Origin of the sequence: Lactococcus hircilactis (genome assembly GCF_009601015.1) — a bacterium.
Lineage (GTDB): Bacteria > Bacillota > Bacilli > Lactobacillales > Streptococcaceae > Lactococcus > Lactococcus hircilactis.
Genome location: NZ_WITJ01000004.1, coordinates 161,717 through 179,199, shown reverse-complemented (window position 1 = coordinate 179,199; position 17,483 = coordinate 161,717). Strand labels below are relative to the sequence as shown.

The window sequence follows — 17,483 nt, the reverse complement described above, 5'->3', positions numbered from 1 at the left end:
CCTTTCTTATTAAAGCTTTTCCCAGTCAAAATTTTCAACTTCCTGATGCAACAAATTCTGCGCATGAGAGAGTTTATTGGATAATGTAACAAACAACCGAAAATCATCAAAAGATGCATCAAGTTTTTGAACCACACCAAGATCAATCAAATCATGATGCTCATCAAAAGCTTGAAGTGAATGACCAAGTAAAAATTCAGATCCTGGCATCACATTTGCTTTCAATTCTGGCGCATCAAGAATCTGTCTCAGTTGAAGTTGTGCGCGTGATGACCCCAAAGTTCCATAAGAAGCTCCAGTGATCATCACGGGTTTATTGAGAAGTGGGAAGATACCATAAGAAAGCCAAGCTAAAGCATTCATCAAAGCTGCAGGAATCGCATGATCATACTCAGGTGTAGCGATGATGACGCCTTGAGCGTGCTCAATTTTTTGAGCAATCTCTAAAACCGCCTCAGGAACTTTCAAATGCGCTGGTTTATTAAATAAGGGCAAATCTTTGATTTCGACCAGCTCGATTTCTGCCTTTTCTTTAAAATGCTTTTGCATAAATTGCAAAAGTTCCCGATTTGTTGACTTTTGGGAATTACTCCCAACGATTCCAATTAATTTCATTGGAACACCTCATTTCTATAAAATTTCAAAATTAGCTTTTAATCGATCTGAACAATAGACTTGACCAGATTGAGTAATAATGATGCCTTCAATCGTTTTTTGCTGATTTATCTCACGCAAAGCATCGCCCACGTCTAAACCAAACAGTCTCGAAGTCCAAATCTCACACGTCAAAGACGTTTTAGACACAATCGTCAAACTTGCCATCTCAGAGTGAATCGGATACCCCGTTTGAGCAGAAAAAAGATGATGAAAAACTTTCCCATTAAACTCAAACGTTCGCTCATAAATCCCAGAAGTCACAACAGAAGCATCCTTTATTTTAAGAATTCCAACATGATTTCCCCTCGGCAATTTTGGATCTTGAATTCCAATCACCCAAAAACCATCAGAATGCTGAGGATGATTCCCACACACCAACACATTTCCGCCCAAATTAATCAACCCGCACTCTGGTTTTACAAGGTCAAAAATCCGATCTGCAATATATCCCTTTGCCAACGCTCCAAGATCAATTTTCATCCCCTTTTTAGACAGAAAAACAGAAGAATCAAAAGCATTGAGCAAAATATCTTGCGGATGACACAATTCAAGAAGATCCAATAAAAGCGCATCAGAAGGCTGTTTAGCATCCGAAAAACCAATATGCCAAGCCTGTGTTATCGGACCAATAGCAATATCCAAAAGACTCGGCTTTGCTAAACTCTCCTGCTTTCCGATTTTTATCAATTCAAACAACTCAGGATGAACTGAAATAAAACCAATTCCAGCATGATCATTCACCTGATTCAACTCTGAATCAGCCTGATTTGCACTAAAACGCAAATTATAACGTAAAAGAAGCTCATGCACCTGATTCATTTTCTCAACCGCATTTTCATCCACTAATTGAACATCAATATGAGTTCCCATCATTTCAAAAGTCTGAGATAGACACGATTTCAAATTCCCTCTCCCCTCATTATTAGTGTAGAAAACTTTTGACAAAGTTCTTCCATCACAATTATAGTACTTTTATCAGAAAAAAACGAGTCTCTTTGTGAATTTTTTAATAAAATAGTCAAAAAAACTTATAACTAAAACGTTACAAGTTTTGAATTAATCTCACGATTTACCTTTGAGCATTCAAAAGTAAAACATTTTTAATTTAATGATAGAAAAACCGAATAAGAATGCCTCCCATGATGAGAACAATAGCGCCACAAAGTCGATTAGCCATCTGTGCAAAAGCAATCATTTCCATCCGATCAGAAGCTGAAAGCACTGCGATATTTCCTGTTCCACCCATAGAATTATTAATCATTCCAGCACCAATTGCAGTCTCAACAGGATATAGTCCAAGAAACATCCCCAAAAACCAGCTTGAAATGCCCATAGCAATCACGCTTGTTAAACAAAGCACAACAAACTGCCAAGTAAATGCAGAAGCGAGTGTCGTCAAATCAATCAATGCTAACCCAATTCCAGCTAACACTGCATGCGTAAGATTAGTCATAATGATCTGATTAAACATCACCACCGACTCTTCCAAAGATTTTGGCACTGTATTTGTCGCCTTCAAAATAAAGACAATGATGATCATAAAAGCATATTCATGAATTTTTGGGAAAAAGTAATTCAAAAGGACACCGACCATCAACAGAGAAAAGGCAAAGAGCATTCCCACTCCAATTTTTTGAGCATCAAGTTTGATTTTTGGCTTTTCAAGTTCCTCTTTTGTCGCAGAAATGAGCGTCCCATGTCCATTATACTTCGTTTTATCAAAAATTTTTGAGATGGATAGTGCACCGATGATTGCAACGATATTCCCAAAAGTAACCGCAGGAGCCAATTGAGAGAAAATAGCAGCCTGATTCCCATGCACTAACCCATCAGCATAAATCTGAGAAAGTGGTGTGATTCCAGCACCCATTCCTCCAGACATCATCGGCATAGAAATGTACATTACGGAATAGGAAAATCCTTTTCCAAGCAGCATCCCCATTCCACCGACTGCAAAAAACCCAACAATCATCGAAATCAATGCGACAGGAATAAATTTAGTTGAAGCCTTAATCAAAAGATTCCGATTCATCCCTAAAATCGCTCCACAAATCAATGCAGAAATATAAAAATCAAGAAAACCAAACTGACCACCCATAAACTTCCCCACAGCAACAATGACATGCGACGGGATCAAATGAAACGACGATAACAACGTTGCACCAAGTAAAGTAAAGACAGAACCTCCACCAAGATAAGAATTCATGATTGGAAGTTTTTCTCCAATATAATAAAGCAGATGACCCAAAGCAACCAATAATAAAGTGATTCCAACCATATTCAATGGTAATTTTCCTAAAGCAAGTACAGAAACAATCACAATGATAAAGAAGGCGTAAAGTGGCAGACTAATCCCTGAAATTTTAATTTCTTTTATTTTTTTCATTTTACCCAATAACCCTTTTAGTATTCTGGATACCATTTCATATCACGTACAGCTTTTTCCATATCTTTTTCTTTCGATTGCGCAAGTCCTTGCTCCTGTGCCATCTTAGCAACTGCCTCAGCAACTTTGATTGACACTTTCGCGACATATTCAAATGGTGGAAGGACTGGAGCACCAGGTTGGCCTGGATCAACAAGCCCACTTAATGAATGAGCAGCAGCACCAATCATTTCATCGGTAAGCAAACGTGCTTCAGACGCTAACATTCCAAGCCCCAAACCAGGGTAAATCAGAGCATTATTGGCTTGACCAATTTGATAATCTACACCATTGTATTGAATGGTTCCAGAAGGAACACCTGTAGCAACAAAAGCTTTCCCGTCAGACCACTCAATGACTTGTTTTGCAGTCGCTTCTAATTTTTTAGTAGGATTTGAAATTGGGAAAATTACAGGACGTTGAGTGTTTTGACACATTGCTTTGACGACAGTTTGAGTAAACGCACCAGCATCAGTAGAAGTACCAACCAAAATAGTTGCATTTACAGTTTTGATTACAGTAGCAAGATCATGCATATCGCCAGCATTTGCAAAATCAGATCGTTTTTTAGCGAATGGTTTTTGAGCAGGCGTTAGATCTTCCATATCATCAAAAAGCAATCCCTGTTTATCCATCATAAAGAAGTGCTGATACGCTTCATCTTCCGTGAGCCCCTCACTGATCATCTCAGCATGAACACGACTTGCAATCCCAGCACCAGCAGAACCACCACCATAACAAAGATAAACTTGATCAGTCAATTTTTCCCCTGTAATATCAAGGGAGCCAAAGATCCCTCCAAGAACCACAATTCCAGTTCCTTGAATATCATCATTGAATGTTGGAATTTCTTTTTTATACTTATCCAGGAGCGTTGCAGCATTGGAACGTCCAAAATCTTCCCAGTGCAAATATAATTTTGGAAACATTCCTTCAGCAGTAGCAACAAATTGATCAACAAAGTGATAGTAAGTTTCACCATAAACACGTTCATGATGATTTCCAAGATATAAATCATCTTCAAGTAACGTTTTTCTATTCGTTCCTGCATCAATAACGACTGGAAGCACACAAGAAGGATCAATGCCTGCGGCCGCAGTATAAACCATGAGTTTTCCTACTGAAATATCAACACCTTGCGTTCCCCAATCCCCAATCCCAAGAATTCCTTCAGCATCTGTAACGACAATCAAGCGAATTTTACGATCTCCAGCAGCATTTTTTAGAGTCGCTTCAATATTTTCAGGATGATTAATATCAAGATATGCAGCATATTGAGGATCTACAAAAAGATGACTATAATTTTCAATTGTTTCCGCAATCGTTGGATCATAAACAATCGGATTGAATTCAACAATATGTTGATTAAAGAGATAGTAGAATAAGGTTCGATTAGTATTGAAAATTTCCATTAAAAAATGACGTTTTTCCAAATCAGAAGACTTCATCAAATAGTGTTGATAAGTTTGTTTTGCTTGTTCTTCGATTGTTTGGACATAAGGGGGTAATAATCCAACTAAACCAAGTTCTTGACGTTCTTTCATTGTGAAAGCAGTTCCTTTATTCAAAAAAGGATCATTTAAAATTTCATGTGCACGCATTGTACATCCTCCAATTAAAATATTATTGTAAAACTTATTGACGCATTCATTATATAATTTATAAAAAAATATAGTCAAATTTCATAGATATGATAAATTTAATTTATAACATGACAAATAGTACAGATGAAAGAAGTGAGTGTGCTAGAATAGAAGAAGATACAAGGAGAAAGAAAGTTATGAACATCAGGGATTTTGAATATTTCAACGCTTTAGGAGATTTGCGCTCTTTTACTCAAACCGCAAATGCGTTCCATGTAAGTCAACCTACGATTAGCTACGCGATTAAGCGACTCGAAGAATACTATGAGTGTGATTTGATCAAAAAAGACGACGCACATCGTTCTGTTTTATTGACCAAAGAAGGACGAATCTTAAAATCTCATGTTCTTACTATCCTAGATGAAATGATTGTAATAGAACGAGCCATTGAACGATCAAAGAAGAACCAAATCAATATCGGATTTCCGCCAATTATCAGAGCAATCATCTTTTCGCAGTTATTAAATAAAGAAGAAGCCATTAGTTTCATCTCCAATTTCCATTTGATTTCTGGCGGGTCAAGTAAACTCCTTAAAAAACTTTTAGCTGGCCAATTAGATTTCAGTTTAATTGGGAGCATTAGTCCACTCTCACATCCAGATTTAACGATAAAATTATTAGATAAAAGAGAATTTTACATCTTTACCTCAAAAGATAATCCCTTAGCTCAAAAAACAGAACTTTCTTTTAAAGAAACCTTGAACTATCCATTTATCTTACTTGAAGAAGGATATGTTCATACAAAAGCGTTTGAAAATCTCAATAATAAGTATCAAAAAAGAGCAAAAACCTTACTGCACTTCTCAGATGTTCAAACCATTGGTCAACTCGTTCAATCGAATATCGGAATCACTCTAATGACCGATTTCATCCCCTTTCAAGGAATGGAAGGACTCGTTAAAATTCCACTGATTAAAGAAGATAAAGAAATCTTTTATGTCCAATATGCCTACCTAAAAAACACCGTGATGACTGAAGATTTAAGCGCCCTGATTTCAATTCTCGACAATTTATCAAAACTGAATAAGTAAGATACATCCAAGTAAAAGATAAAAGACAGTAATTGTCTTTTTTTGTTTCACTTGCGAAGGATAAAACATTGAAGTGATACCTAGAAAAAAAGGTAAACAGACATTTTGTTTTAGAATATTTAGAATTTTCATATATATTACAAATCGTCCAGTTGAATCACTGATATCTTTAAATATTCATGCATAAAGAAAAATTAGTAATCTTATTTAAATTTATGATATTCAAAATATGAGTTCTTGAAATTTTATTAATATATTTGTATAATAATAGTATGATTGGCAATGGTATATATTGTTTTGTATCAATTGAATCACTATTATTTTTTCAGTTTAAAAACGAGTGATAACAAGTCATTCTTTTTGTGCTAAAAAATAAAAAAACTGAAGAATATCATCAAGACTATTACAAGGAAATAAAATTTACAAAAAGGAAATCCTATTTATGACGCATCATTCTAAAAAAACTCAAAAAGAACGAGAAAAAATTGTCTGGCCGACGCTTTCACAAATTTTAAAAGAAACACTGGCGGTTCTTGTGATTTCGATTTTATTTGCACTATTTATAGGCGGAACCAGTTTGTTCTTGCAACACAGCTTTACCAACTTAATCGCAAAATAATTTTATAAAAATTGATCTTAGCATCAAGTGGATCCGTCATTTTATGAATTTTATTCAACCAACATATCAGGAGTATTACGTCATGTATCGTTTTTTAATTTATGTACTGATTCTTATCAGTTTTGCAATTATTTTACTCATTTTATTGCAACCCTCAAAGCAACAAGATGCGTTATCGCTTCTAGCTTCAGATAAAAGTAGTGCCCTTTTTGAAACTCAAAAACCTGGCGGGATCCGATACATTTTACAATATGTAACTGGAATTTTAGGAATATTGTGGCTTATTATAGGAATTTTTTTAGCCTATCTTGCCTATCATTGAACTTACCATTATATTTTGAAACTAAAAAAGGAATAGTTCTATCCCCCCTAAAAGAAGTCTCACGATTATTTAAAGATGCAGACTCTTTTTTAAAATAATGAATCCCTTTAAATTTTAATTATGGAGCTAAAGAAGTCGAAAGGAAACAAAATGAAATGAAGGTTTATAGTGTTAACAAAGGAGTCGGATTCGCATCTAGTGGTGTAGAATATGCGCAAAAATATCGAAAAGAATTATTTGAAAACTTTGATTACAATGATTATTATATTTTCTTAAATTATTTATCGAAAAATATTACTGTTTATACTGATTTATTAGGATATAAAAACGAGCAAATCATTTGGATTTATAATTATTTGAGCCACAGAACTGCTCAAAAATCGTCCTATACTGTCGAGATGTTCATTGAAGCGTTAGGAGCTGAACATTACGAAGTATTAAGTCAAAGTGAATCAAGTATTGAAATAAAAGTTTCTAATACACAACGTTATAAACTTTGGCTTTTAGAGCCTAATCTTATCGATCGCGTGGATTACATTGTCAATGGAAGCTTAGTTCATGTAAGCCACTATGATGAATCTCTTAATAATGTTGAAGACTATGTCCAAGGAAAGTTAGTAAAGCGAACGTTTTATGATTGCCAAGGTGAAAAAAGTTATGAACAATTTTATGACAAGAATGAAATAAAAGTAACCTATATAGATCAGCAGATTCTATTTGGGAAAATGGCGTTCTATCAATATTTTTTTCAACAACTTCAGTTAGAAAAAAAGGATGCTGTCATTATCGACAGACCATTAGATGTTGTGGAAGGAATTTTACCTCTTTTAGTTCATCAAGTAAGACTGTTTTCAGTAGTCCATGCAGAGCACTATAATGAAAGTTTATCAAAAGGAAATCATATTCTTTGGAATAACAATTATGAATACATCTTTGAACATGCAGATGCTTTTGAAGCAATTATTGTTGCGACAAACCGCCAAAATCAAATTTTAAGCCAACAATTAAGAAAAAAAACAGCTATTAAGACCATCCCAGTTGGCTACATCAATAGCATCAGCCGAAAAAGAAGTTATAAGCCATTTAGTTTAATTACAGCTAGTCGTTTAGCTACAGAAAAACATATTGATGTCTTAATAAAAGCAGTAGCGATTGCTAAAGAAGTGATTCCAGAATTAACATTAGATATCTATGGTGAAGGCGGGGAGAGAAAAAAATTAGAAGAAATCATTCAAAAACTGGAAGTAGAGGACTCAGTTAAGTTGTGTGGACATCAAAATTTGGACGAAATTTATAGTGGTTATAGCGCCTATGTTTCTGCATCTACTTCTGAAGGCTTCGGACTTTCTTTACTTGAAGCTTTGGGAGCTGGGCTGCCGATGATTGGTGTCGATGTTGAATATGGGAACCGAGAATTTATTGAAAACGGTAAAAATGGAATCCTTTTTGAAAGAGTCAGTTTAAACGAAATGCCCGAAGTACTTGCGAAAGCAATCATTTCTTTTTATGAAGCTCACTTGGATCACAGTGGACGAAACATATCAAAACAAAAAGCAAAAGCTTATCTTAAAAATAACGTGGCAAAAAGCTGGGAAAATTTATTAGAAAAAGGAAAGAAATGAGATGAAAATTAATATTTTTGATCGATATAATGACGACACCAAAAAGTTAATAAAATCTTTAACAACTGCAGGAATTGAGCGCAAAAATTTATTTGTTCATTATGATGGAGACCTTCCACTAGATGGGATTAGTCCCTTCACATTCTTTACAGGATACCAAAGAGAAAGTAAAACACAAGAAGGATTGTTTTTTAACCAAGTTGTGGTTCCTGCTTTTTACGATATCCGACATATTGATGGAGGAAGCGCAAATATTGAGTATCTCAAACGATCAGTTGGAAAAATATTCTATCGAAAAAAAGGGTATAGACTAGTCGATCATGTGGATTGGTTTTCAGAAGAAAACTCAAATACAGTGGTTAAAAGAGATCGTTATAATTCAGCAGGTCAACATTATGCTTCAAGTTATTTTAGCGGGAATGTTTCTTATAAAAATGAGTATTACGACACCTTAGGGAAAACGATTATTGTCGAAGATTCAATTCATCACTCGATTCAATTATTTTATAAATCTTCCATTCATCACTTTGAAAACATGACTCAATTTTTTCTTTACTTTCTAAAAACTGCACAAATTAACGCATCAGATATTTATATCAACTCGTTGTCGTTTCCGTTATTTATAAGTCGATCATTAAATATTGGAAATAAAACAACACTGTTCTGGCAAGAAGCAATGGGAACAGATGTGCCAGGAAATATGAGAGCTGAATTAGAAAAACCAACGACTTTGAAACGCATCGTTTTCATGGAAGAAAAGCAATTGGATCAGGTAAAAAAGCAATTTCCAACAACGCTGCTTAAATTGAATTACTTATCGCACATCGGCGAATTTTCAAGATCAAATCACTATCGACAAAATGCTCTGATTTTAACGAATAGTGATAACATCCACGGATTAAAAGATATTTTAATGAATTTTCCAGAGCTGAAAATTACAATAGCTGCTTTCACAAATATGAGTACAAAGTTACTCCACATGGAAGAGGAGTTTAATAATATCACATTAATCCCTTCAATTAATGAGAAAACATTAAGAATTGAAATGGAAAAAGCGGATATTTATTTGGATATCAACCGCGGATTAAAAGTCGGCGATATCCTTGAGAAAGCCTATCAGCAAAACATGATGATATTTTCATATCGAGAAGTTGCACAAAAAGGGGCTGAGGGATTAGTTTTTGATGACACGCGTGATTTATGCAATCATTTGTCATATCTCCTGACAAATCGTACGAACTGGCACAAGCTCCTCACGAAAATGATTGAGAAAAATGGAAGAAAATCAACGGTTCAAGAGTATCAAACGACACTAGAGATTTCCTAAAATAGTTCAAATAAATCACGAATTAAAGAGAGATATAGAAATGTGTAGAGGGTAAGCTGATGCAAAAAGATTTTTTAAAATCAAAAATTGAAACGGGGTTTGAGCAAGAAAGAGCGTTGCTAGAACATGAAATTGAAAAAAAAGAACCATTACCTATTTTATCTTATGTTAGACCCGTCTTTTTTGGGGTTCTACTATCGGTGACATTAATTGCTCTAGTGGTCAATGGATTTGAAGCCATTAAATTTTTTTTAACACATTAATAGTTAGGACAGTGTCAAAAAATGTTAAAAATGCAAAAATATGAAAAATTGGCAACAAAAATAGAACAATTATTACCAGCTTATAGTGTTATGGCCGATGATGTCTTACAGCAACAAACAGAGGTTTTAAAAACACTGTTATCAGATGGAAAAACCATCGTTGATATCCTACCACATGCTTTTGCTGTTGTTATCGAAGCTGATAAGCGCGTGCTTGGATTAACTCCTTATCATGTTCAAATTTTAGGTGGACTCGCTCTATTTTTTGGAAATATTGCTGAAATTAAAACAGGTGAAGGAAAAACATTGGTTGCTACAATGCCATTATATGCTAGAGCGTTAGAAGGTAAAAAAGGAAATTTTCTTATTACGGCTAACGAATACCTTGCTGAGCGTGACGGTCAAGAGATGGGAAAAGTATTTGAATGGTTAAATTTAAGTGTCGGAATTGGAGCAGGGGATGAAGACCAAGACATAGAAAAAAAACTGCACCTATACAACTCTGACATTATCTATACGACACACTCAAAGTTAGGGTTTGATTACCTATTTGATAATCTAGGATCAGAGTTATCTGAGCAAGTGGTTTCACAATTTAATTTTGCAATTATTGATGAAATTGATGCTGTTTTACTAGATGGTGCCCAAACTGCACTTGTCATTTCTGGAAGTCCAAAAGTTCAATCTAATTATTATCAAATTTGTGATTGGTTTGTAAAGAGTTTAGCACATGATGATTTTGAATATAGCGATGATAAAAGACGGCTCTGGATTACTGATAAGGGGTTAGAAAAAGTAGAACAATACTTTGATATCAAAAATATTTTTAGCAAAAAATATAGTGATCTCTATCGTCACATTGTTTTAGCTTTACAAGCCAATTATCTAAAGAAAAAAGAAAAGGATTACGTTGTTATTGATGGAAAAGTTTTATTACTTGATGTTGTTAATGGACGGACTATGCCTGGAGTGAAGTTGCAAGGTGGGATTCACCAAGCAATCGAAATGAAAGAAGGCGTCGAAGTAAGTAATGAAACAAAGACTTTAGGGACGATTAGTTATCAAAGTTTATTTAAAAAATTTAAGCGACTTTCTGGAATGACGGGGACAGCGAAAACAGATGAAAAAGAATTCATGGAAACCTATCATTTACAGGTTATCGAGATTCCAACTCATCTACCTACGCAACGAGAAGACAAACCAGACCAAATTTACGTAACAAATCAAGTAAAAATTGAAGAATCGATAAGGGCAGTAAAAAAAGGAATTCTCGAAGAAAGACCCGTCTTAATTGAAACAGGATCAGTATCTATGTCTGATTTATATTCACTGGTTTTGTTACAAAATAAAATTCCTCACAATCTCCTCAACGCACGAACAGTAGCGCGTGAACAACAAATCATAAACGATGCTGGTCGCATAGGAGCAGTGACATTAGCTACTTCGATGGCTGGACGTGGTACTGACATTAAGCTAACACCTCAAGCAAAAATGAATGGTGGGCTAAAGGTCATTGGTACTGAACGAATGAACAATAAACGGATTGATAATCAGCTAAGAGGAAGAGCGGGGCGTCAAGGGGAACCAGGGGAGGCAGTTTTCTATGTTTCTCTTGAGGACAAAGTAATTATAGAGAATGCTCCCAATTGGGTTAGAAAAGCACGTATTTCTTTAAGCAATAAGATTCTTGAAGGAGAGCGCTCTTCAGAAGATAAAATCCATCAGTATCGTTTGAAAAGAGTTATGGATAAGGCCCAAAAGAAATTGAGTAATGCTGAATTTCAATCCAGAAAAAATACATTAGCTTTCGATACAATCTTGAGTGATCAGCGCAATCGAATCTATGAAGCAAGAAATAAAGTGATGTCTGAAAACGAAAATTATTTAGAAGAAATTATCATTCAATCCGCTCAACAAATGATTTCAAATTTTGTTAATAATACAGTACTTTCTCTTCAAAATATTTCTGATTTTATTTTCAACAACATTAAAAGTGACTATTTATTAAATGAAATCGAACGTAATCTTAATCAAATGCATCATAAAAAAGAAATACAAGAGTACTTGCACAGATTAGCAAATCAATACATTCTTGAATCCTTTCATCGCATTAAAGATCCTATTCAATTGCGTTATTTTAAAAAAGTAATCATTTTGAGAGCAATCGACAGTGCTTGGGTTGAGCAGCTTGATTATCTACAGCAATTAAAAAATTTAGTTAATGGTCGTAGTATGGCACAGCACAAACCAGTGAACGAATTTGGTCGTGAAGCGCGTCACCATTTCTTCGAAATGGAAGATCAAATTTATACATCAATTTTTAGATGTATCACACTATCAGAATTAAAAATGAAAGAAGATGGAACCATTGATATCGAATTTCCTTAAGGTGAGCGTTGGAGCATGATTTATATGAAAAAATACAGTGAATTAATAAAAAAAGGAATTTTCACCATTGTTGTCCTAATGTTATTCTATATTGGACAAGGAATTCCTGTACCTGGTTATTCAATTAATTTTAGGTTACCAGGAGAAAACTTCTCACTTGAAAAGATGTTATCTTTAACGACTGGAGGTTTGTTTTCGAGCCCAACACTATTGGCTTTAGGAATGGGCCCTTATATGACGGTTTCAATATTATTGTCTGTGTGCTTATTTGCCAATCGTGACCTTTCATCACAAATATCACAAGAAGATCGTGGACGTATTGAAATTGTAAGTATTTTTATCATGGCTGTTTTACAAAGTATTCCGTTAGCATTTAATCTTAAAGACTCTGTGATATCAAAAATTTCTTTTTTATCATCATTAGAAATATTTTTATTAACAATGTTGTGCTTTGTAGTTGGTGCATTACTCATTTCATGGTTAGCCAGTTTGAATGTAATTTATGGTTTAGGGGGCCCATTTATTCTGATTCTCCCAGGAATTATGAAAGGAATCACAGGAAGTTTATCAGCAAATTATAATAGCATTTTATCCCATCTTGATCGACTTTTGATTTTTGTTCTTATCAGTATCTTATTCGTAGGAGTAACAATTGCAATTTATTTTGCGGAATATCATTTTGACGTTCAGCGTATCGGAATTGATAAACAAACTAAAGATTCCTATCTTGCTTTTCGCCTACTCATCGCAGGATCGATGCCGTTAATGTTTGCAACGACAATGATGTACTTCCCGGCTTATATTATGCAATTAGTACATTATCGAAATCACTTTATATTGTCTTTATTTGACATCACTCAACTGAGCGGAATTTTGACGTATGGTATTATTTTATATTTGTTAGGCGTGCTATTTTCATTTGTTAATATTATGCCTGATCAAATATCTAAGGATTTAAAAGAATCTGGAGATTATATTATAGGAGTAATTCCAGGGCCAGAGACTAAAAGGTATATCAATAAACGAGTATGGATTATATCGGGAATCGGAAGTCTTTTTCTTCCACTAATTGTAACAATTCCATTGTTAGGAGGTTTGCTAACAGGACATCAATCAATATCTAACATGTCAAATTATTTCGCAATGATTTTTGTTCTTGTTGTAATTTACGATAACCTGCAACAAGATGTTAAATTTCTACGCTATAAAAATAATTTTGAATTATTTGGTAAGAATCGGAGGATTTTTAGATGATTTATTTTTTAACCGATTGGAATACCGAGTTGGAAAAGCTAGAGTCAAATATAATATTTAATACGACGAAACTCTTTAATACTGGGGAAATCGATACAAAGATTATTAATTTACAAATGACTCCATTTTTGAGTTATTATGTGAATCGATTTGAATTTTATAATTCAAATAATATTGAAAGCTTTTTAGATATACTCCCGCATCAATTTGCTTGTGTTTATGCACCCATCACGATGAATGATCTCCAATTTTCAAAAAGTTATGAGAAAACATATACAAGGACCAATGTTTTATTGTCAAAAGATGGAGTGATTAAGGGAAAAGTTTTCTTTAATCAATTTGGATTTGTATCTCAAGTATGTTATTATTCAGATTTTGGAAAGGAAGTTCAAACATTTTCTGAAAAAGGATACATTTTATTCAAAGAGTTTTTTGATTCTAAAGGAAATTTTGTTGAAAAGCAAGTTCTTGATGAAGGGGGACAACTCATATTAACTGAATATGATGAAACCGTTGTAATTGCTGATGTGTATAGAAAGTATTTTTTACGAGAAATTTATGCGTCATTTAAAGAGGTCTGTATCGAATTAGTCAATCATTTTTTGATCCATTTTAACCCTGAAAAGGATCGAATCGTTATTGATGGGACGAGTCGTTGGCTAATTGAGATTGCAAAAGGAATCAAAGCATCGGAGTCGATAATTTCTATTTTTTCTGGCGACTTAGAAGAATGCATCAGCAATATAAACCAAAATTTGGAATTTATTACTAAAGGAAAGCAAATCATTACTGATCAATATCTTCTAAAAGATATTGATGTACTAAATTTGAAAAATAAAGTTGAATATATGCCCTTTTTCCCAACTCGATTAGCATTAGGGGAGAGTAATAGATATTTAGAGCAGTTTGTTTACTGGGAAATTAGTTCGTTTGACGCACAAATAAAGCAAATCTTTCAAGAATTTTTACGGATAAAGCTTACCTATCATGATGTCTGTCTCATTATAAAGAGCGAAAACTCGCTCGACTTAAAGTACTCTCAGGATATACTAGAAGCATTCATTTTGAAGAATTTTGAAACAACACTTACATCTTCTGAGTTTGAATTGGTAAAACATTACTATGAGGCACTAGAAAATGATGAAATGACTCCTGTTTTACGTGATTTATTTCATGCTTCAAAAAAGGAAAAACAAGGATTCAGTCGCATTATTGAAGCTTATCTTTTCTTTAAAGGGATCACATACCGTCATTCTTCTAGTGTAAAAACTTTGACAGAAGATTTTAATAAAGTGCGAATTTTCGTTGATCAAAGAGACAAAGGTGATTTCTTTAATCACTCCTTAGCAACGAGTTCAGGAATTCCCATTATCTCTAAAAGACCATCTCCTTATTTATTTGAAAATAAGAATGGGATGATTATTGGTACAGATGATGGAGTTATCGAAGCTGTTGAAAGTTATCTTAAAAACACAGACAAATGGAATCAAAATTTAGTTGAGAGTGTTGATATTATTGAACAGTATAGTCCAGATGGACTATTGAATAGATGGAAGGAAGTGATGAATTGAGTGAGGATTTAAGATTTCTTTTTCATATTGGTGGTACGGAATTGGAAGGAATTGAAGAATTAGATGAAAAATTTGAATACCGCCATCTTAAAGTCACTGATCACCTCAATCAAGAGTTAATGGAAATCCAGCCTTTAGCTATTGATCAGATCAATAATTCTAATAGTATCTATCTCTTGAGCGATGAGGTTATGAGTCAATTAAATAAAATTGATCTCTCAAAATTGCCGAGTCATCAACTATTCTGTGAAAGTTTAAATAAAGCGAGCGAAGAGGAATTAAGAATACTTAAGCTTAAGGGGACACAAATCATTGATTTATCAGATCACGGAATAACACTGATTCAATATATAAATAAAAATTATACTAAACCTTGGGGGACGAGTCTTGATAATAGTATGGTTGAAATTAGTCCTTATTTTGAGGGGACAGTGACAAAAAAAGGTGTCGCAATGTATGTATTGGATGGAGATTTTGGAGCAGACTTCAAACAAGTCATGTTATGGAAAAATAAATGGGGAGCCGCAGGACACGTTAATTTTTACCCCGAAATGAATGCTTCAGATCAGATTTCTTATTTTTGGAGAGCTTATTTCAAAAATGGTAAAGAGGGGGAGAATCTTGACTATATGGATTTCTTCCCTGAGCAATTTCGAGATAAACAAGTATCTTTTGATCTAGGACACTCAGAATTTCCAGTAAATTTTGGACTCTTTGTGAGAGGTTATGGTCAAGTTGAGATTGGAGATCTTCATATTCGTTACGGACTAGATAAAAATAACTTTTTAGCCATGGGGGGACGTCGATTAACCCAAACAGATCATATGAAAGAGGAGATAGGATATTATTTTAATGCAGGAGATTTAAAGCCACCATTGAATGTTTATTTCTCAGGTTTTCGTCCTTCAGAAGGATTTGAAGGACGTTGGATGATGGGAAGCTTAGGGGCTCCATTCCTTTTGATTTATGATCCACGCTTAGTTGGAGGAGCTTTTTATAGAGGTGAAGGACTTGAAGAACAAATTGTGAGTGTAATTAAGCAAAAGCTACAATTATTAAATTTTTCAAAACATGAATTAGTTTTATCGGGACTATCTATGGGGACTTATGCTTCATTTTACTACGGTGCAAGATTAGAACCCCATGCGATTATCGTTGGGAAGCCCCTTGCTAATATCGGAGGATTAGCTGTTAATTCAAGAATCTTCTCTCCTTATGATTGGGATTTAGCAATGGATACGATCATTCATTTAACGGGAGAGTTGACTCACGATAGTGCAAAAACTTTAGATGATGATTTTTGGAGAAATTTTGAAGCAGCAGATTTTTCTGATACGACATTTATCATTGCCCATATGCTACACGATACAGATCGTCCATTTAAACGAATATTCAATTATTTAAAGAAAACCTATCCGACAGCAAAAATTTTGCATAAAGGGTTAGAAGGACGGCATAACGATAATACCCCAGGTGTGACAAGTTGGTTTTATAATCAGTACCAGCAATTCTTGATTTCTGATTATAATAGAAAACTAAAAGTTGACGAAGAGATTGAAGAGGTAGATTTGAGAGGAGAGAATGATGACTGAATTGTTTTTGATGCGTTGGCCTAAAAATATTTCAGCGACTTACGTAAATGGAGCTACACTACGGTTCAACAAAAATCAGTCGGTTTATTATGCTAATGAAATGTTATCTCCAGGACAAATAATATGTACGTGGAAATCTTCTTCAGATTATTTATCAAGTGGAAATGTACCAACGCTTCCATTACTTTCTTTAAATAAGGAGTATGATTTATCATTTAAGCTAGAAGCTGATAATGATTTACCAGTTCAGATTCAAATTGATTTTTTTGATGATGAACATGAAATTATTCAAAGGTTTATGAGCACAGATTTTTGTTTGAATTTTATCGTTCCCAGTGGGATGGTCGAATATGAAATTCATCTGATTAATTTAAAGCATAAATGGATTAATTTTGATTATCTGATGATCAATGAAGCACAAGAGAATGAATTTATTGTAGAAAAAAATTTTAGTCAGCACTATGAATGGATTTATCCCCGTACGAGTGGAAAATTCACAAATAAAAAAGCTCATATCATATTAAATAGTGGTCCTCGGACAATTCTCCCCATTTCATTTCAAAAAGATGTGCCTTATAATCAGATTTTTGTTTTTACAAACGGGAAAGATTTAGAGGAGTTAGTGAATGACTTAACTATTGAATTTCAAGTGAATCGGGAATATCAATTAAATATGGTAGCAGGGATGGGGTTCTATACGATACCCAGTGAAGCCATTGAAAAAATAAAACAAGATTTGAATTCAAGTAAAATGAAGAGGAGATAAGAA

At 34.1% G+C, this 17,483-nt stretch carries 15 protein-coding genes; 11 read left to right on the top strand and 4 right to left on the bottom strand.

Translation table 11 applies throughout. The annotated features are described in order from the left end of the window. Positions 1-9: 9 nt before the first annotated feature. From GHI93_RS03895 to GHI93_RS03880, 4 genes are all read right to left on the bottom strand, one after another. Positions 10-615, bottom strand: a complete 606-nt coding sequence (locus GHI93_RS03895; protein WP_153495768.1) for an NADPH-dependent FMN reductase — start codon at positions 613-615, stop codon at positions 10-12. A gap of 15 nt (positions 616-630) precedes the next feature. Next, complete coding sequence (locus tag GHI93_RS03890; RefSeq protein ID WP_281347476.1) at positions 631-1,530, bottom strand: FAD:protein FMN transferase; 900 nt, start codon at positions 1,528-1,530, stop codon at positions 631-633. A 232-nt stretch (positions 1,531-1,762) separates the two neighbouring features. Beyond that, the gene (locus tag GHI93_RS03885; protein ID WP_153495767.1) at positions 1,763-3,043 is read right to left on the bottom strand and encodes a 2-hydroxycarboxylate transporter family protein; all 1,281 of its coding nucleotides are present in this window, start codon (positions 3,041-3,043) and stop codon (positions 1,763-1,765) included. A gap of 17 nt (positions 3,044-3,060) precedes the next feature. After that, entirely contained in the window at positions 3,061-4,683 is a 1,623-nt protein-coding gene (locus GHI93_RS03880; protein WP_153495766.1) for a malolactic enzyme, read from the bottom strand. A 179-nt stretch (positions 4,684-4,862) separates the two neighbouring features. On the opposite strand from GHI93_RS03880, the gene GHI93_RS03875 reads away from it, so the two are divergent. From GHI93_RS03875 to asp3, 11 genes are all read left to right on the top strand, one after another. After that, the gene (locus GHI93_RS03875) at positions 4,863-5,756 is read left to right on the top strand and encodes a LysR family transcriptional regulator (RefSeq protein WP_153495765.1); all 894 of its coding nucleotides are present in this window, start codon (positions 4,863-4,865) and stop codon (positions 5,754-5,756) included. A gap of 442 nt (positions 5,757-6,198) precedes the next feature. After that, entirely contained in the window at positions 6,199-6,375 is a 177-nt protein-coding gene (secE, locus tag GHI93_RS03870; RefSeq protein WP_153495764.1) for a preprotein translocase subunit SecE, read from the top strand. 43 nt (positions 6,376-6,418) lie between these two features. Continuing rightward, positions 6,419-6,697, top strand: coding sequence for a preprotein translocase subunit SecG (gene secG, locus GHI93_RS03865; protein WP_153495763.1), 279 nt, complete (start codon positions 6,419-6,421; stop codon positions 6,695-6,697). A 155-nt stretch (positions 6,698-6,852) separates the two neighbouring features. Further along, positions 6,853-8,319, top strand: a complete 1,467-nt coding sequence (locus tag GHI93_RS03860; RefSeq protein ID WP_153495762.1) for a glycosyltransferase — start codon at positions 6,853-6,855, stop codon at positions 8,317-8,319. A 1-nt stretch (position 8,320) separates the two neighbouring features. Beyond that, positions 8,321-9,646 (top strand): glycosyltransferase family protein, encoded by a 1,326-nt coding sequence (locus tag GHI93_RS03855; protein ID WP_153495761.1) that lies wholly within the window; start codon positions 8,321-8,323, stop codon positions 9,644-9,646. Positions 9,647-9,705: 59 nt separating this feature from the next. Further along, on the top strand, positions 9,706-9,909 hold the full coding sequence (locus tag GHI93_RS03850; protein WP_153495760.1) for a hypothetical protein: 204 nt from the start codon (positions 9,706-9,708) through the stop codon (positions 9,907-9,909). A gap of 21 nt (positions 9,910-9,930) precedes the next feature. Further along, complete coding sequence (secA, locus tag GHI93_RS03845; protein ID WP_153495758.1) at positions 9,931-12,297, top strand: preprotein translocase subunit SecA; 2,367 nt, start codon at positions 9,931-9,933, stop codon at positions 12,295-12,297. A gap of 24 nt (positions 12,298-12,321) precedes the next feature. Beyond that, positions 12,322-13,551, top strand: a complete 1,230-nt coding sequence (locus GHI93_RS03840; RefSeq protein ID WP_153495756.1) for a preprotein translocase subunit SecY — start codon at positions 12,322-12,324, stop codon at positions 13,549-13,551. Continuing rightward, on the top strand, positions 13,548-15,122 hold the full coding sequence (gene asp1 / locus GHI93_RS03835) for an accessory Sec system protein Asp1 (RefSeq protein WP_153495754.1): 1,575 nt from the start codon (positions 13,548-13,550) through the stop codon (positions 15,120-15,122). Before GHI93_RS03840 ends, asp1 begins: the two co-directional genes overlap by 4 nt. Continuing rightward, positions 15,119-16,714, top strand: coding sequence for an accessory Sec system protein Asp2 (gene asp2 / locus GHI93_RS03830; protein ID WP_246177013.1), 1,596 nt, complete (start codon positions 15,119-15,121; stop codon positions 16,712-16,714). Before asp1 ends, asp2 begins: the two co-directional genes overlap by 4 nt. Continuing rightward, complete coding sequence (gene asp3 / locus GHI93_RS03825; protein WP_170272380.1) at positions 16,707-17,480, top strand: accessory Sec system protein Asp3; 774 nt, start codon at positions 16,707-16,709, stop codon at positions 17,478-17,480. Before asp2 ends, asp3 begins: the two co-directional genes overlap by 8 nt. Positions 17,481-17,483: the final 3 nt, after the last annotated feature.

Excerpts from the sequence above, each read along its gene's own strand:
- GHI93_RS03885 (WP_153495767.1), bottom strand. The coding sequence starts at position 3,043 with ATGAAAAAAATAAAAGAAATTAAAATTTCAGGGATTAGTCTGCCACTT.
- asp1 (WP_153495754.1), top strand. The coding sequence starts at position 13,548 with ATGATTTATTTTTTAACCGATTGGAATACCGAGTTGGAAAAGCTAGAG.
- GHI93_RS03855 (WP_153495761.1), top strand. The coding sequence starts at position 8,321 with ATGAAAATTAATATTTTTGATCGATATAATGACGACACCAAAAAGTTA.
- secA (WP_153495758.1), top strand. The coding sequence starts at position 9,931 with ATGTTAAAAATGCAAAAATATGAAAAATTGGCAACAAAAATAGAACAA.
- GHI93_RS03875 (WP_153495765.1), top strand. The coding sequence starts at position 4,863 with ATGAACATCAGGGATTTTGAATATTTCAACGCTTTAGGAGATTTGCGC.
- secE (WP_153495764.1), top strand. The coding sequence starts at position 6,199 with ATGACGCATCATTCTAAAAAAACTCAAAAAGAACGAGAAAAAATTGTC.
- GHI93_RS03880 (WP_153495766.1), bottom strand. The coding sequence starts at position 4,683 with ATGCGTGCACATGAAATTTTAAATGATCCTTTTTTGAATAAAGGAACT.
- secG (WP_153495763.1), top strand. The coding sequence starts at position 6,419 with ATGAATTTTATTCAACCAACATATCAGGAGTATTACGTCATGTATCGT.
- GHI93_RS03890 (WP_281347476.1), bottom strand. The coding sequence starts at position 1,530 with ATGATGGGAACTCATATTGATGTTCAATTAGTGGATGAAAATGCGGTT.
- GHI93_RS03840 (WP_153495756.1), top strand. The coding sequence starts at position 12,322 with ATGAAAAAATACAGTGAATTAATAAAAAAAGGAATTTTCACCATTGTT.
- GHI93_RS03895 (WP_153495768.1), bottom strand. The coding sequence starts at position 615 with ATGAAATTAATTGGAATCGTTGGGAGTAATTCCCAAAAGTCAACAAAT.
- GHI93_RS03860 (WP_153495762.1), top strand. The coding sequence starts at position 6,853 with ATGAAGGTTTATAGTGTTAACAAAGGAGTCGGATTCGCATCTAGTGGT.
- asp3 (WP_170272380.1), top strand. The coding sequence starts at position 16,707 with ATGACTGAATTGTTTTTGATGCGTTGGCCTAAAAATATTTCAGCGACT.
- GHI93_RS03850 (WP_153495760.1), top strand. The coding sequence starts at position 9,706 with ATGCAAAAAGATTTTTTAAAATCAAAAATTGAAACGGGGTTTGAGCAA.